This window comes from Luteimicrobium sp. DT211 (assembly GCF_049844995.1).
Lineage (GTDB): Bacteria > Actinomycetota > Actinomycetes > Actinomycetales > Cellulomonadaceae > Luteimicrobium.
This window is the reverse complement of the sequence record NZ_JBNCMC010000004.1, coordinates 194,434-211,107: the sequence shown is the minus strand read 5'-3', so window position 1 is coordinate 211,107 and position 16,674 is coordinate 194,434. Positions and strand designations below refer to the sequence as shown.

The window sequence follows — 16,674 nt, the reverse complement described above, 5'->3', positions numbered from 1 at the left end:
TGGTACGTGGTGACGCGGACGGGGGGGGAAACCAGGGACCGGCCGCCCGTCGGACGACCGGCCCCTGGCTACCGCTCCTGGTGTGTCAGGCCTTCTTCCACGGGCCGTTCGCGGCCCCCGGCTTCTCGTTCCGGGTCCACCACTGCGCCCGGTACGTCACGCCGTCGTAGACCGCCGTGTCACCGCTGTCGAAGATCCGCGACGGCGTCCACACCGCGGTGCCGTCCGACGTCGTCGCGATCTCCTGCCAGGGCCCGTTCACGTCGCCGGGCTTCTGGTTCTGCGTCCACCACGACGCCGCCCAGGTGGACCCGCCGAACGTGACCGTGCGCCCCGTCGTGTACGCGGTCCTCGCGTCCCACGCGGGGACGTTGGCGACCGTCACCTTCTCGGTGACCGTCGTCTTGTTCCCCGCGTCGTCCGTCGCCGTCGCGAGCAGCGTGTGCACCCCGTCCGCCACCGTCGTGGTGTCCCACGTGAACGCCTGCGCACCCGCCTTGGGCGACGCCGCGTAGGACAGACCCGCCGAGTCGACCCGCAGGTTGTAGGCCTTGAGACCCTGACCCTGCAGGTCGACCGTCACGGCGACCTTCCCGGACACCGTCGCCCCGTCCTTCGGGGTCGTGAACGACAGCCGCGGCGCGTTGTTGACCGTGAACGCGACCTTCTTCTCGGTCGTCTTCCCGTTCGTCCCGACCGCGTCGATCTTCAGCCCGTACGCCCCGTTGGCCAGGGTCGTGGTGTCGACGACGAGCGTGGGGTGCAGCCCCGCGTTCGTCGACCCCGGCGCCTTCGTGTTGTCCGTGACCCACGTCTGCCCCGAGCCCTTGTTCAGCTCGACGTACGTGTACTTCACGTCCTTCGCGTCGCCACCCAGGTCCACGGCGAATGTCACCTTGCCCGACACGGTGTCGCCGTCGCCGACCGACACCTTCTCGATCGACGGACCGGTCTCGCCGCCGCCGTCGCCGCCCGAGCCGACGGTCACGGTCGCCGACGCCGTCATGTCGGTCCCGTCCACGGTCCCGGCGACCCGGAACGTGCCCTCCTTCGCGTACTGCGCCGGGTCGACCGCGGCCCACTGCACGGCCACGCCGCTCTGGCGCGTCCCGTCGTTGTACTGGACGGTGACCGTGCTCGGGAGCTGCGGCGCCGTTCCGGCCGCCGTGGTCACCTCGACCGGGCTGACGGTGGTGACCGTCTGGCCCAGTGCCGACCGCACCCAGACCGTCGCAGCCGCGGGCAGCGTCGTCCCGGCGACCGTCCCGGAGACCGCGACGGAGCCCTCCTGAGCGAGGTCCGCCGGGTCGACGGCGTCCCACGTCACCGCGGTCGCGACGCGCGCGCCGTCGGGGTAGACGACGTCGACCGTCTTCGGCAAGGTCGGCGCCTTGCCGATCGTCGTGCGGACGTCCACCGGGGCGATCGACGCCGCCGCGGCCGCGAAGACGCGCCACTCGGACACGCCCACGGCGGAGTACGCCGAGCCGGCGCCGTTCGGCAGGGCGTCGAACGTGGCGCGCAGGCGCGTCGTCGTGACCGCGTCGAACGTCACCTCGTTCGTGGCGTCGCGCTTGACCCCGTACCCCGACGGGTGGGTGACGTCGGCCCAGTCCCCGGCGCCGTTCGCCGCCGCGGCGTCCCAGTACTGGAGCTTCCAGCCCTTCGGGACGGCGACTCCGCTCCCACCGCTGGTGCTGTCGTACCAGAAATCGACGGACGTCCGGTCGACGCGCACCGGCTGGTCGAACGTGTACTGCAGCCAGCGCGTGGCCGGCTCGGCGCCGGTCCACGTGCCCCACAGGTCGGTCTGGTTGCCGCCGGAGTAGAACGCCGGCTTGCCGTCGTTCACCGCGTTGACGTTGTTCCACGACGCGGTGAAGCTCGCGGACGCCTTGCCCGTCGGCGCGACGTTGATCTGCCCCTCCTCGAGCGCGGAGCCCTGGACGACGAGGTCTGTCGTGTCGGTGGTGTCGCCCTGGCTCGCCGTGAGGCGCAGCGTGTACGCGCCGGCCTTGCTGAAGCGGACCACCGTGGACGCCGCGCGCTCGCTCACGAACGACGCCTTGCCGCCGTCGGGGGCCGAGACGACGCTCCACTGCGCGGTGACGGGCGTGGCGCTCGCACCGGCGCCCTGGGCGAGGCCCAGGAGGCGCGCCGACCCGGTCTGGTTGTAGGTCGAGTCGACCCAGGCGTCGGCGTGCGGGCCGGTGGCGGTCGGGTCCGGCGCCTGGGCGCCGGTCGAGAACGCCTGGACCTCCTTGATGCCCGTCTTGGCGCCGGCCGCGTGCTGCACCGTGATCCGGAGCTTCTCGGCCTTCACCTGCGGGAACTGGACGTGGTTGTAGTTGCCCTGCGGGTAGACGGGGCTGCGCGCCTCGTCCGGCACGGGCTTCCAGCCGGAGCCGTCGTCGTACTCGACGAGGTACTGCGACGGCGCCGCGTACCCAGGGTCGGTCCCGCTCGAGGACGTCCGGTAGAAGTACAGGCGGACGTCGTCGACGGGCACAGCGGCTCCGCCGTCGGCCAGGTCGATCGTCAGCGCGTCGCTCGCGTTGGGCGAGCCGGCCGTGCCCCAGTACGAGGTCATGGTCGTGAGACCGTCCACGGCCTTCCCGGCGGCGTGACCGCTCGCGTCGAACGTGGAGGTCACCGGCTTGCCGGCGGCCACGTCCACGGCCTTGTCGTCGCTCGGCGCGGCCGGCGTGCCGGCCTTCGCCAAGGCGTCCACGACGCGCGAGCCGGCGGCCAGCGGGACGGCCTGGGCCGCGGTGAGCCCGGCCTTGGAGACGTTGCTCGCCGTGACGCCGTCGTCGGTCTGGACGGTCCCGGTCGCGGGGTCGTAGACGACGTGCGAGAGCTTGTCGACGGTGAAGAGCAGCTTGCCGTCGAGGAACGCGGAGTAGCCCTCGGGCACGTCGTCGCCGTAGTACTTCGTCCCGCCCGGCTTGTCCCACGTGATCGTGAGGTTCTTGCCGTGGTAGCTCAGGTTGTCGGCGGCGAAGTGGTCCCAGTCGATGTCGACGGGGTCCAGCTCGAGCTTGTCGTCCGTGCGCGGACGCAGGCCCATCGCGTCCTCGATCATGGTCCAGTTCGTCGTGCCGAGCTGGGTGTGGTGGATCCACGAGCGGTACCCGATGCTCTGCGGGTCGGCGCTGCCGTCGGACCAGAACTCGTTCTGGTCGGGGTACCGGTTGTCGCCGTTGTTCTGGTAGTGCGCCCACGCGTTCCAGTACAGGAGCTTCTTGTACGAGTCGGCGTTGATCGCGTCCGTCGGATAGTTGTGGAGGACGCTGTCGAACAGCCGGAACGTCACGGTCGAGTTGATGATCGAGAAGTTGTTGCTCCCGGGGTGACCCGCGGCCGCTGCCTCGGCCTTGTCGGCCTGGTCCGCCGTGTAGAACGGGAAGATCGGGAACTGCTTGTCGTCCGCGAAGAGCCGCAGGGCGGCGTCGTAGTCGTCCGAGTAGTCTGCGTCACCCGGCTTCGGCATGAGGCCGACGCTGTACGGGTAGTAGTTGTTGATCTCCTTCCACGGCACCTGGGTCCCCGAGACCGTGCTCGACAGGAGCAGCTTGTCCTTGGAGTCCCACAGGTTGTCGAGGACCGCGTTCTTGACCTTCTGCGCGGTGTCGTCGAGGGCGGCGGCACGCTTGGTGTCCCCCGCGACGGTGAACGCCTCGGCGCCCGCCTTGGCGCCGCTGAACACGTACGCACTCTCGGGACGGTCCAGCTTCTCGCCCGGCTTGTAGTCGAACGAGACGGCGTCGGCGTCGTTCCCGGTCCAGGCGTTCCAGTTCGTGTCGAGCAGGTAGTTGTGGTTGCTGTCCATGGTGGCCAGCTCGCCCGCGGTGTCCCGCTCGGCGTAGGTGCCGATCTGCTCCGCGACCGACGCGGGCCCGCCGTGGACCTGGTACGACTGCCACGCCGACTCCGAGATGTACTGGGTGTGGCTCGCGCTCCAGTTCGCCGGGTCGCCGGGGTTGTCGCGGTACTCGCCCTGCGCACCGGCGGTCTCGCCCTGCGACAGCCAGGTCCCGTAGGAGTACGACGGGTCACGCAGGTACTTGAGGTCGTCGATGAACATGCCGGCCGTCAGGTCGATCGCGTTGTTGTACCCGAGCGCGCCCTCGACCGACGTCGGAAACTGGTAGTCGTTGCCCGGCACGTTCGCGTCGAGGAAGTTGAACCGCAGCAGCCACCAGCGGTAGAAGAGCGTCTTGTCGATGTTGTCCTCGGGCGTGTCCAGATACGGGATGTTGTCCACCCACCACTGGTTGTACGCCGTCACGTGCTTCGTGTAGGCAGCGGCCGGCGTGGCCTCGCGGTACGCGTCGTAGTCGGCCCGCGACTCGGGGATCTCCTTCGTCACGAAGCCCATCTGGACCTTGGTCGCGACCGATCCGTTCGCCGGGACCGAGAGCGTGCGGCTGAGCGCGCCGTCGCCCGGGGTGAAGCCGTCGCCCGAGAGCCGCGGGAAGACCGTCGTGATGTTGTTGAGCGCGGTGACCGAGCCGGTCAGCTCGTCACCGTCCTCCTGCGTCGCGAACGCCGACGACGCCCGGACCGTCACGGTCCGCGCCTTGCCGTCCGCGGAGCTCACGGCGAGCTCGGTGACCGCGACGTCGTTCTGGGTGATGAACTTCGTCTCGACGACGCTCAGCGTCTTGTCGGCGCTGGTGAAGGTCGAGCGCCAGTACGACGGCGTCTGCTTGCGCTCCGCGGGGACCTCGGTGAGCGTCACCGGCCTCCCGTCGGCGAGGACCTTGAGCGTGTAGGCGCCGGTGCCGCCCGAGATCGTCTCCCAGTAGGCGACCTCGCCGCCGAACCCGAGGGTCCCGGGCTCGTGGGTCTTCATGAAGACCGCGCGCCCCCGGGAGAAGAGGTACTGGTTGGCGTCGCCGTTCGAGCCGCCCGGCTGGTTGCCGGTCCGGGCCAGCATCTTGTCGATCCAGAAGTCGTGGTCCGTGTCGCTCCCGGCGCCCGCCGCCTTGTCAGCGGCGAAGATGGCTCCGAGCTGCCCCTCGGGGTGGAAGCCGGTGCCCTCGTCCGGCACGGGGTGGTCGCTGCCCGAGAACGTCGGGAAGCCGATGTCGGCGTTGGCCGCGTCGGCACGCTGGGGCGTCAACAGACCGAAAAGGCTTGTCGCCACGAGGGCCGCGGCTGCCGTTCCGGCCGTGAGGCGGGCGGTCGTGCTGCCGGTCGGGAGGGCCAGGGCCGACGGCTCAGACGCCGCCCCGCCTGACCCAGATCTTGCTGACAGCCTCGCTGAACTGCGCGTTCGTCGGTGCCTCTGCATGCTCTCTCCTCGTCGAGATGGGCTGGTCAGCGTCGAACATGCCACACCCGAAAGAGTCACGCAATGGTTTTCGGTCTTTTCGGTCGCGACCGCGGCACGCGCCCCGGCGGGGACGGGTCGTCAGCTCGTCGGCGTCGTCGAGCCCCGCACCATGAGCCGGCACGGGAGCTTCTCGACCCCGTGGGTCGGCGAGCCCCCGATCGCGTCGAAGAGCATGCCCGCGGCGCGGCGCCCGAGCTCCTGGAGGTTCATGTCGATCGTCGACAGCGGCGGCCGGGCGTTCATCGCGAGCACCTCCCAGTTGTCGTGGCCGATCACGGCCACGTCGTCCGGGATCTCGCGGCCCAGCTCGCGCAGCGCGTCCATGGCGCCGCGCGCCACCTGGTCGCTGCCGCAGATCAGCCCGTCGAGATCGGGGTGCGCCTCGAGCAGCACCCGCGTGGCCCCGCGGCCCCAGCCCTCGGACCACGAGCCGAACAGCGCGTCCTGGACGGGCTCCACCCCGGCGTCGTGCAGCGCGGAGAGCGCGCCGGCGAGCCGGTCGTGCGCGGCACCGTAGCCGCGGTCGCCCGTGATGATGCCGATCGAGCGGCGGCCCGTGCTCAGCAGGTGCTCGGCCGCGAGCCGGCCGCCCTGCACGTTGTCGCTGGTCACCGACGAGTCGTCCGGATCTTCCGACGGCGCATAGGCGTAGACGACGGGCACGTTGACCTCGCCGGCGAGCGGCGCGCGCGGGTCCGGTCGGGCGCCCACGACGATGAGCCCGTCGACGTGGCGCGACAGCAGGGCGCGGACCTGGTGCTGCTCGCGGATGGCGTCGCCGCGCGCGTCGCACAGGAACACCGACGTCGAGCCGGCCCCGAACGCGTCCTCGGCGCCCATCATGATCGGGATCGAGAACCGGCCCTCGAGGTCCGAGGTGAGCAGGCCGACCGTCCCGGTCGTGCCCGACAGCAGGCCCCGCGCGAGCGGGTTCGGCACGAAGGCGAGCGCCTCGGCGGAACGCATGACCTTCTCCCTCGTCGAGTCACGGACCTGCGCCCGCCCGTTGAGCGCCTTCGAGGCCGTCGCGATCGACACCCCCGCCAGCCGGGCGACGTCGCCCAGCGTGGCCGGCTTGCTCTTCTCCACCATCTCTGCGCTCCCGCTGTCCGAGTGAGTGTGCGTCCGTGGTTGTGCAAGGTTTTCGCTGAGGCTAACAGACCGATTCACCTTGTCACGCTTGACGTGCACGGGGCACGATGCTAGCGTCCGCGAAAAGCATTTCGGTAGTTTCGAGATGCTTGCCGGGCGCGTGAAGCAGGCGGGCGACGCGGCCCGATGGCCAGCCGGATCTCAGAGTCGAGAAGTGAGAGGCACACGATGAAGCACAACGCACACGGGCGAAGCCGCGGGCGGATCGCCCTGGGAGCGGTGGCCGCCGTCACCGGCGTCGCGCTCACGCTCGCCGGCTGCGGCAGCAGCGGCGGCGACGGCGGCGACAAGGCCGCGTCGTCGATCCCCACCGGCGGCACCGACGACGGCACCTCGCTCACCATGTGGTCGCGGGCCCCGCTGGAGAAGCAGGCGACCAATGCGGTCACCGAGTACAACAAGACCCACAAGAACCAGGTCAAGCTCGAGCTCCTCCCCAACGACGACGTCGAGGGCAAGGTCGGCGCGGCCGTCCAGACGGGTGGCCTGCCCGACATCCTCGCGGGTGACGTCGTCCGCGTGCCGTACTGGACCGAGCAGGGCATCTTCAAGGACCTGACCGAGCAGATCGACTCGCTCCCGGAGAAGGGCGACCTGCAGTCCGGCCACATCAAGGCCGGCACCGTGGACGGCAAGGAGCACACGCTGCCGTTCGTCACGGACATCTCCGTCATGGTCTGGAACAAGGACCTGTACAAGGAGGCCGGGCTCGACCCCGACAAGGGGCCGACCAACCTGCAGGAGTTCGAGGACCAGGCCAAGGCCGTCGCGAAGCTCGGCAAGAAGGACGTGGCCGGGACCTACCTCGCCGGACAGTCCGGCGGCGCGCTCGTCTTCACGCTCTTCCCCATGGTCTGGGGCAACGGCGACAAGGCGATCAACGACGAGGGCACCGAGTCCCTCATGGCCGGCGACTCGGCGAAGAAGATCTACGCGGCCTACGCGGACCTCGCCAAGACACCGAACGGCCTCGGCGCGGGCTCCAAGGAGGAGACCGGCGCGACGTGGACCGCACCGTTCCAGAACGGGAAGATCGGCGTGATGCAGTACCCGGCCACGGCCGTGAGCGCGCTCTTCGACACGGCGAAGTTCGACATCGGCGTCGCACCCATCCCCGGTGTCGACGGCGGCTCCTCCACGTTCCTCGGCGGCGACGCGATCGGCGTCTCCAAGGACTCGAAGCACGAGGCCCAGGCCTGGAACTTCCTGTCGTGGCTCATGACCGAGGACGCGCAGCAGAAGGTCTTCGCCGACAACGACGACACCGCGTCGAACCTCAAGGTCCTCGAGAACGGGTACCAGGACGCCGACCCGCGCACCGTCGTCGCGAACAGCACGATCAAGGACGGCCAGACGCCCATCGCCGTGAACTTCAACGAGGCCTTCAACGCGGCCGGGAGCCCCTGGCAGCTCCTCGTCCAGGACGCCGTCTGGGGTGACGCGTCGAAGGTCGACAGCGACAACGACGCCATCACGTCCACGCTCGGCCAGTAGTCCATCGCACGCGCGTGGCGGGGGGGGGCGCCCCCCCCCCCCCCCCCCCCCCCCCCCCCCCCCCCCCCGCCCCCCATAGACCCGACCCCCACCCCGAGCCGGGGGGGGCGCCCGCCGCGCCCCCCCCCCGGGGGGGGGGGGGGGGCCCCCCCCCCCCCCCCCCCCCACGCACCCCGCCCAACGGAGGGTCCCCATGAGCCAGTCCACCTACGCGGAGCCGGTGGTGGCGCCGTCGCCGCCCGCGCCGCCGTCGTCCGGACGACGACGCCGCACCGCGAGCCAGCTCGAGAACCGCCGCGGCTGGCTCTTCGCCTCCCCCACCGCGCTCCTGCTCGCCGTCCTGTTCGTCGCGCCGATCGTCGTGGTCGTCGTCATGGCGTGCTCGCACTGGACGCTGCTGGGGGGCGCCCAGGGTGGCAACTTCCCGGACAACTTCACCAAGCTGTTCTCGGACCCGCTGCTCGGCAAGTCGATCGGCTTCACGCTCAAGTACACGGCGCTGACGACCGTGATCCTCATGCCGATCGCCTACGGCCTGGCGCTCCTGGTCCAGGAGTCGCGCCGCTGGAACTCGTTCCTGCGGACGGCGATCCTGGTGCCGTCCGCGCTCGGGATCGCGTCGGCATCGCTCCTCTTCTACGCGCTCTACTCGCCCCAGGTCGGGCCGCTCAACGGGATCCTCGAGAAGGTCGCGGGCACGCAGGCGGGAGCCTCGATCCTCGGCACGCCGGGCGGCGCGCTCTGGGCGACCGTCGTCCTCGTCGTCTGGCGCTTCGCCGGCTACTACATGCTGCTCACGATGGTCGGCCTGCAGGCCATCCCGTCGGAGGTCTACGAGGCTGCGCGGATCGACGGCGCCGGGCGGCTGCGGACGCTGCGCTCGATCACGCTGCCGCTCCTTCGTCCCACGATCGCGATGACCATGATCCTGTCGATCACCGGCTCGCTGCTGGCGTTCGACCAGTTCTACATCCTCACCAAGGGCGGCCCGAACAACTCGACGCTCACGATCGTCCAGCTCATCTACCGCGACGCGTTCGAGACGCGCAAGGACCTCGGCCTCGCCGCCGCGCTGTCCGTCCTGCTGCTGCTCGCGCTCGTGATCATCAACATGATCCAGCTCCGGGCCCTGAGGCTCGACGCGGACGAGAAGTGAGGGCCCGCGCGATGCGCTCGAACACGGCGGGACGCTCCGCCGCCTACACGCTCACGACCGTCATGGCCGTGGTCTTCATGCTCCCGCTCGTCTGGGCCGTCGTGAGCTCCGTGTCCCCCAGTCCCGGCACGGCGCAGACCGACGGGTTCGGGTTCGGGAACTACACGACGATGTTCAGGTACGGGCTCGGGTTCCCGAGCTACCTCAAGAACTCGCTCGTCGTCTCGATCGGCGCGACAGCCGTCACGATCCTGATCGCGGCGACCGGCGGCTACGCGTTCGCGCGCTTCCGGTTCCGCGGCAAGAACGCGCTGTTCGTCCTGGTCCTGTCGGTCATGATGATCCCCTACGCCGCCCTGCTCATCCCCCTGCTCGTGTGGATGAAGGACATCCACCTGCAGAACTCCCTGATCGGCGTGGCGCTCGTCCTCACGCTGTTCCAGGTGCCGTTCTCGATCTTCATGATGCGGAACTCGTTCGCGACGATCCCGCGCGAGCTCGAGGAGGCCGCCTACATCGACGGCTGCAACTCGTTCCAAGCCTTCTACCGGATCATGCTCCCCGCGGTGCGCCCCGGGATCGTCACGGTCGGCCTGTTCACCTACCTCGCCGCGTGGAACGACTTCATGGTCTCGCTCTACCTCCTCAGCAGCGAGAAGGCGCCCCTCCCCCTGGCCCTCGTCAACATGCGTCAGCAGACCATGGGCGTCATCGACTACGGCTCGACGACCGCCGGCGTGGTCGTGCTCACGCTCCCGGCGATCGTCCTGTTCCTCGCACTCCAGCGCTACTACATCCGCGGCTTCACGTCGGGCGCGGTGAAGGGATGACCAGCAACGTGACCCCACTCACCACGAGCCCACGCCCCGCCGGGTCCCGGCACCGTCAGGTGGCCGCCCCCGTCGCCCCGGGATCCGGTGCCCTGCGACCGCTCGGGCTCGACGACGTCAGCATCGCGGGCGGGTTCTGGGCTGCGCGCCAGCGGCTCAACCACGACGCGATCGTCCCGCACATCGCGTCCTGGCTGGAGCGGACGGGCTGGCTCGCGAACTTCGACGCCGTCGCCGCCGGGACCGTCGCCGCCACGCGCCGGGGCCGCGAGTTCTCCGACTCCGAGGTCTACAAGCTCCTCGAGGCGATGGCCTGGGAGATCGGCCGGACCGGCGACGAGGCGCTCGAGACGCACCTCGACGCGATCGTCGCGCGGGTCGCCGCCGCCCAGCACGCGGACGGCTACCTGAACACGCGCTTCGGCAACCCTGGTCAACCGGCCCGCTACTCGCAGCTCGACTGGGGGCACGAGCTCTACTGCTACGGACACCTGTTCCAGGCCGCCGTCGCACGCCTTCGCACCGGCCACCGAGACCGGCTCGTCGACGTCGCGGTGCGCGCCGCCGACCACGTGTGCGCCGTCTTCGGGCCCGACGGGATCCAGGGCGTCTGCGGGCACCCCGAGATCGAGCCCGCGCTCGTCGAGCTGTACCGCGCCACCGGCGACGAGCGCTACCTCGCGCAGGCGCGCCTGCTCCTCGACCGGCGCGGGCACCACACGCTGCCCGACATCGAGTTCGGGCGCGGGTACTTCCAGGACGACGTCCCGATCCTCGAGGCGACGGACCTGCGCGGCCACGCCGTGCGCGCGCTGTACCTGTCCGCCGGAGCCGTGGACGCCGCCGTCGAGCAGGACGACCCCGCCCTCGCCGACGCCGTCGAGGGGCAGTACCTGCGCGCGCTCGAACGGCGCACCTACCTCACCGGAGGGATGGGCTCGCACCACCAGGACGAGGCGTTCGGGGACGACTACGAGCTGCCGCCGGACCGCGCGTACTGCGAGACCTGCGCGGGCGTCGCGTCCGTCATGGTGGCCTGGCGGCTGCTCCTGCGCACGGCCGACCTGCGCTACGCCGACGTGATCGAGCGGACCCTCTACAACGTCGTCGCGGCGTCGCCGCGCGAGGACGGCAAGGCGTTCTTCTACACGAACCCGCTCCAGCAGCGGGTCGCCGCCCAGGAGACCGACCCCGACGCCGTCAGCCCCCGCGCCCACGCGCAGCTCCGGGCACCGTGGTTCGACGTCTCGTGCTGCCCGCCGAACGTCGCTCGCACGCTCGCCCAGCTCGCGACATACGTCGCCACGGCGTCGGACGACGGCGTCCAGCTCCTCCAGTTCGTCGAGGGCGAAGTGACGGCGCAGCTCGGCGACGGAGCCACCGTCCGCCTCGCTGTCACCACCCGGTACCCCGACGACGGCCTCGTCGCCGTCAGGGTCGTCGAGGCGCCGGACCGACCGTGGGACCTCACCCTCCGGATCCCGGCGTGGGCGACGGGCGCCACGGTGGAGGACGGCGGGAAGGTCGCCGCGGCGCACGCGCCCGGCCACGTCGTCTCCGGCCTCGCGGCCGGTGACGTCGTGGTGCTGCGGCTACCGCTCGAGCCGCGGTGGACGCACCCCGACCCCCGGATCGACGCCGTCCGCGGCACGGTCGCCGTCGAGCGGGGGCCGCTCGTGCTGTGCGCCGAGTCGGTGGACCTGCCCGACGGCGTGGCCCTCGAGACGCTCTGCGTGGACCCGATGCTCCCGCCGCAGCCCGACGGCGACGGCGCCGTCGTCGAGGGGAGCAGCGTGAGGTTCGCCGAGCCCGACCGCACGCCGTACGGGGCGCCGCCGATCCCCCGCGAGGTCAGGTCCGTCGAGTGCCGGCTCGTGCCCTACCACCGGTGGGCGAACCGCGGGCCCAGCGCGATGCGGGTGTGGCTGCCGACCACCTGAGGACCGCGCCGCGAACAGCCGGGCCCCGCCGAGGCGTCACCTCGGCGGGGCTCCGCGTCATGCCGTACCGTTCACCGCTTCCTCCAGAACTGCGCCTTGCCCGCCGACGGCTCCTGGTTGTGCGACAGGCGCACCGCGGTCCACACAGCGCCGTCGTGGGTCACCTGCTCGCCCGTGTCGTACGTCGTCTTCGAGACCCACGCGGGCGGGTTGTCGATCGCGAAGGAGATCTTCTTCTCGGTCGTCTTCCCGTTGACGCCGACCGCGTCGATCTTCAGCCCGTACGCCCCGTTCGCGAGCGTCGTGGTGTCCACGACGAGCGTCGGGTGCAGCCCGGCGTTGTTCGACCCCGGGGCCTTGGTGTTGTCCGTGACCCACGTCTGGCCCGAGCCCTTGTTCAGCTCGACGTACGTGTACTTCACGTCCTTCGCGTCACCGCCCAGGTCTACCCGGAACGTCACCTTCCCCGAGACCATGTCGCCGTCCGCGACCGACACCTTCTCGATCGACGGGCCGGTCGCCGCAGGCGCGAACGTCCACGCGTCGACGTCGAACAGCTCGCCCTTCGAGGCTCCGGAAAACACGAAGTAGACGTCGTGCGTGCCGGTCACCGCGGTGGCGAGCTTCGCCTCGACCGTGCTCCACGCGGAGCCGTCGCCCGCAGGCACGTCGAGGGTCGCGACGGGGTCTCCGTCGGTCGGGCTATCGAGCCGGACCTCGACCGTGCCGCCCGCCTTCGCGCGGACGTCGGCCGACACGGACCCGGCGCCGGACGTCCCGAAGTCCACCTGGCCGAGCGCGGTCCACTCCCCCGCGTTCACGTTCGTGAGGACCTGCTCGCCCGACGAGTCGTCGCCCTTGGATCCGACCCGGACGCCCGACGACGTCACGTACGCGTCCTGGATGCCAGAGTCCCAGCCGATCGTCTCAGCTTCGATCCGGTGGTACGGGTCGAAGCTTGCGGTCTGTGCGACACCCTCGTACGTACCGGTGACGGGCGCGATCGAGCCGTCGGCGTTGATCGACACCTTGTCGATCTGCGTGGACCGGTAGCCGTGCTCCTTGTCGAGCGAGCCGCCCTTGACGAGCGCCGACTGGACCGTCTGCGCGTGGTAGGTGATGTACCACTGGTCGCCCAGCTGGAACATCGCGTGGTGGTTGTTCCCGCCCGCCCCGAAGAACGACCCCGGGTTCGGCAGGATGGTGCCCTGGTAGGTGAACGGGCCCATCGGGCTCGCCGACGTCATGTACGCGATGGTCCCGGTCGGGATCGCGTGGCCGTCGATGGTCTCCGAGTGCGAGAAGTTGGTGCAGTACGAGTAGTAGTACGTGGCACCGATCTTGTTGATGCCGGAGTCTTCGAACACCGCGGGGGCGTCGATGGTCTCGGCGGAGCCGACCGTGCTGATCATGTCAGCGCCGAGCTTGATGACCCGGGTCGACTTGGGGTGGTCGGTGTCGGAGCCGACGCCGCCGCCGAAGTACAGGTAGCCCGTGCCGTCGTCGTCCACGAGGACGGCGGGGTCGAACATCCAGACGACTCCCGCGGTCCCCGGCGTGGCGGAGCTGACGAGCGGCCTGCCGATCGGGTCCTTCCACGGGCCCGTCGGCGAGTCGGACGTGAGGACGCCGATGCCGCCGCCGCTGTTCGCGAAGTACAGGAAGAATTTCTCCTTCCCGTCGATCGTCGTGTGTGCCGCGGCCGGGGCCCACGAGTTGGACGCCCACGTCGCGGCGCCGTGCGGCCCCGCGACCTTGATCGCGCCCTCGTTCGTCCAGTTGACCATGTCGGCGGACGAGATCACGTTGATCGTCTGGATCTTGCCGTACGAGTTGTCCTTGATGTTTCCGCTCGCGTCGGTCTCGTACGCCTGGACGACCGCGCCGTCCGCGTCGACGTACGAGCCGTCGCCGGTCATGTACTCGTAGACGCGGCCGTCGTAGACCATCGCCCACGGGTCGGCGCCGTACTGGTAGTCCACGAGCGGGTTCGACTTCCCGACCGCCTTGGCCGGCGCGGCATCGCCCGCCGGGTGCGTCGGGGTGACGGCCTGCGCCTTCACCGAGACGTCGTCCGCGAGGAAGTCCATGAGGTCGTTCGTCTTGTCCGGGGTGCCGGTCCACACGGTCTCGACGAACACGGACGCCGACGCAGCGTCGAACCCGGTCGCCGGGACCGTGTACGAGCCCTTGACGGTCGTCCACTGGCCCCTGGTGACCGTCGCCGACGCCATGATGGACGCCTTGGTCTTGTCCTGGACGGTGACGTTGAACTGCTTGGTCGCGGGGCCGGTCGTGTACTTGACCTTGGCCGAGACGTCGTACGTCGCGCCGGCCCTGAGCTCGCCAGCGACGCTCTGCAGTGGCCCGTCACCGGTCTTGGTGCGCCCTGTCACGAGGACGCTGCAGGCTCCCGACGCTTTGTCGTCCCGCGTCACCGCGAGCGTGGCGGTCCCGTTCGCCTTCCACGGGGAGAGCGTGCCCGTCTCATAGCCGCCGTTGTCGACGACGCCGCCGTCGAACGCGGACGTCGTCGCGCCCGTCACCGACACGTCGTCCGCCTCGAAGTCCATGAGGTCGTTCGCCTGATCCGGAGTCCCGGTCCAGACCGTCTCGACGAAGACCTTCGCGGTGGACAGGTCGAGGTCCGCGGAGGGCACGGTGTACGAGCCCTTGATCGTGGTCCACTCGCCCCGCTTCACGGTGGCCGACGCCATGATGTACGCCTTCCAGTGTGCGTCCATCACGGTGACGTTGAACTGCTTGGTCGCGGGTCCCGTCGTGTACCGGACCTTCGCCCCGACGTCGTACGTCGCGCCCGCGACGAGCTCGCCTCCGACGATCTGCTGCGGGCCGTCACCGGTCTGGGTGCGCCCTGTCACCTTGACGGCGGACGTGCCGGACGCCGCGTCGCCCTCGAGCGCGAGCTTGGCCGTGCCGTTGCCCGTCCACGGGGCGAGAGAGCCGGACTCAAAGCCCCCGTTGTCGATCACCGACGCCGTCGTCTGGCACGGCGCCGGCGCGGACGTCGCACCGCCGATCTCGTCGCTCACGTGGAACCAGTCGGCGTCGACGTAGCCGCCGGTCGTCGTCGTCGCGTAGTTGAAGATCGCGAACCGGTAGCCGACGAACTGCGCGAGGCTGTACTCCATGCCCAGGTCGTCACCGATCCTGGTCCACGTGGCGCCGTCAAGCGAGTACGCGAACGACGCCTTGTTGGCGAAGCTCTTGTAGTTCGTCTCGGCCCGCAGGTACACGGTGTCCGCGGACAGCGGCACCGGCGCGCTCGTGTACGCGACCGTCCCGTCGCTGTTCGCGCGACGCATGACCAGGCTCGTCGCGCCGTCCTTCATCGTGACCGCCACGTAGCCGTACTTCTGCTGGTACGCGGAGATGCCCGCGACGTCGCCGTCCTTCATGTGCGACACGTCGAGCTTGACGGCGCCCGAGCTCGTCGGGCCGTAGGTGCGCTGGGTCAAGGTGTTGCGGGCGTCGAGGATGCTCGTCGCGAGGCTCCCCGTCGTGAGCCGCAGGTAGCCGGGCCGGTCGGTCAGCGACCAGTACCGGTTGTCCGGGTTGTGGTTCCACTGCCACTGCAGCTTGAGGTTCGAGCCGTTGTTCGCGTTCTCCGGCGAGGAGACGAGGTCGGCGTCGTTCGCGCTGTTCCAGTACCCGGGCGCCTCGTCGGAGTTGTCGAACTCGTCCGACGTGACGATGCCGGACAGGTCCGCCGGGTCCGACGACGCCGTGCCGCCCGGGACCGGCATGGTGGCCTGGAGGTCGTAGGTCGGCCAGCCGTCGGCGCCCCACGTGACGTGCGCGAGCTGCGGCGCCCGCCCGACGGGCCCCTGGTCCTGGAAGAGCATGGCGTACCACTCGCCGTCGGACCCCTGCACGACGCCACCCTGCGCCGCGCCATCCCCGGCCTGCCCCTCGACCGTGGCCTTCTGACTGAGGACGACCTTGCCCTCCCAGGTGCCGCCCGCGGACTGCGGGGTGAGGGACTTCGAGCGCCAGAGCACCTCCTGACGAATCCCGCCGGACGGCCACTCGATCATGAAGACGTAGTAGTAGTCACCGATCTTGTACGCGTGCGAGCCCTCGGCGTTGAGGCCGGCCGTCTGGTCGACGTTCGCGTCGTCGACGAGCGTGCTCTCGGCGCCCGCCCACGCGAACGTGCCGTCGCCGCGCCTCGTGAGCTCACGAAGGCTGATCTTCCCGCCGCCGTACACGAGGTACGTCTTGTCGCCGTCGAACAGGAGCGACTGGTCGTGCGCGTACCCGTCGAGGACGGACTTCTTCCACGGGCCGTGCTCGATGCTCGTGGTCGAGTAGAGGTAGGTCTTGCCGGTCGTGAGGCTCCCGACCGACACATAGTAGGTGCCGTCGTGGAACTTGATGCTCGCGGCCCAGGTGCCCTTGGCGTACGCGTTCTTCCCGTTCCGCAGCGCGAGCTCGTCCGAGTCGGCGAGGATCGGCGCCGTGTAGCCCGCGATCGTCCAGTGCACCAGGTCGGTGGACCGCATGATCGGCACGCTCGGCTCGAGGTACATGGTCGTGCTGACCATGTAGTAGGCGTGGCCGTCGTAGGCGACGTCGACGTCGGGGACGTCCGCGAACATCACCGGGTTGGTGAAGGTGTCGGTCGCGGCGGCGAGGGGCGTCGCCGCCGCCGACGCCGCGATCCCTCCCGTGCCGAGCAGTGCGCCGCCGGCCAGCAGACCGACCAGCGCTCGAGAGGTTCGGGTGGTTCTCATCGTC

At 70.2% G+C, this 16,674-nt stretch carries 7 protein-coding genes; 4 read left to right on the top strand and 3 right to left on the bottom strand.

Going from position 1 to position 16,674, the window contains the following annotated elements:
* Positions 1–85: 85 nt before the first annotated feature.
* Both ACLQ14_RS11970 and ACLQ14_RS11965 read right to left on the bottom strand, forming a co-directional pair.
* Positions 86–5,128, bottom strand: coding sequence for an Ig-like domain-containing protein (locus ACLQ14_RS11970; RefSeq protein ID WP_425813235.1), 5,043 nt, complete (start codon positions 5,126–5,128; stop codon positions 86–88).
* 291 nt (positions 5,129–5,419) lie between these two features.
* Positions 5,420–6,433, bottom strand: coding sequence for a LacI family DNA-binding transcriptional regulator (locus ACLQ14_RS11965; protein WP_425813233.1), 1,014 nt, complete (start codon positions 6,431–6,433; stop codon positions 5,420–5,422).
* A 228-nt stretch (positions 6,434–6,661) separates the two neighbouring features.
* Between ACLQ14_RS11965 and ACLQ14_RS11960 the strand changes: the two genes are divergently transcribed.
* The 4 genes from ACLQ14_RS11960 to ACLQ14_RS11945 all read left to right on the top strand — a co-directional run bounded on the left by ACLQ14_RS11960 (position 6,662) and on the right by ACLQ14_RS11945 (position 11,913).
* Entirely contained in the window at positions 6,662–7,987 is a 1,326-nt protein-coding gene (locus ACLQ14_RS11960; RefSeq protein ID WP_425813231.1) for an ABC transporter substrate-binding protein, read from the top strand.
* 193 nt (positions 7,988–8,180) lie between these two features.
* Positions 8,181–9,143, top strand: a complete 963-nt coding sequence (locus ACLQ14_RS11955; RefSeq protein ID WP_425813229.1) for a carbohydrate ABC transporter permease — start codon at positions 8,181–8,183, stop codon at positions 9,141–9,143.
* A gap of 11 nt (positions 9,144–9,154) precedes the next feature.
* Entirely contained in the window at positions 9,155–9,973 is an 819-nt protein-coding gene (locus tag ACLQ14_RS11950; protein WP_425813227.1) for a carbohydrate ABC transporter permease, read from the top strand.
* A gap of 8 nt (positions 9,974–9,981) precedes the next feature.
* Positions 9,982–11,913, top strand: a complete 1,932-nt coding sequence (locus ACLQ14_RS11945; RefSeq protein WP_425813225.1) for a glycoside hydrolase family 127 protein — start codon at positions 9,982–9,984, stop codon at positions 11,911–11,913.
* Positions 11,914–11,984: 71 nt separating this feature from the next.
* Here the strand turns inward: ACLQ14_RS11945 and ACLQ14_RS11940 are convergent, their stop codons facing one another.
* Entirely contained in the window at positions 11,985–16,670 is a 4,686-nt protein-coding gene (locus ACLQ14_RS11940; protein ID WP_425813223.1) for a family 43 glycosylhydrolase, read from the bottom strand.
* Between the last annotated feature and the right edge of the window lie 4 nt (positions 16,671–16,674).

Coding starts and splice junctions, on each gene's coding strand:
- ACLQ14_RS11965 (WP_425813233.1), bottom strand. CDS start 6,433: ATGGTGGAGAAGAGCAAGCCGGCCACGCTGGGCGACGTCGCCCGGCTG.
- ACLQ14_RS11960 (WP_425813231.1), top strand. CDS start 6,662: ATGAAGCACAACGCACACGGGCGAAGCCGCGGGCGGATCGCCCTGGGA.
- ACLQ14_RS11955 (WP_425813229.1), top strand. CDS start 8,181: ATGAGCCAGTCCACCTACGCGGAGCCGGTGGTGGCGCCGTCGCCGCCC.
- ACLQ14_RS11950 (WP_425813227.1), top strand. CDS start 9,155: ATGCGCTCGAACACGGCGGGACGCTCCGCCGCCTACACGCTCACGACC.
- ACLQ14_RS11940 (WP_425813223.1), bottom strand. CDS start 16,670: ATGAGAACCACCCGAACCTCTCGAGCGCTGGTCGGTCTGCTGGCCGGC.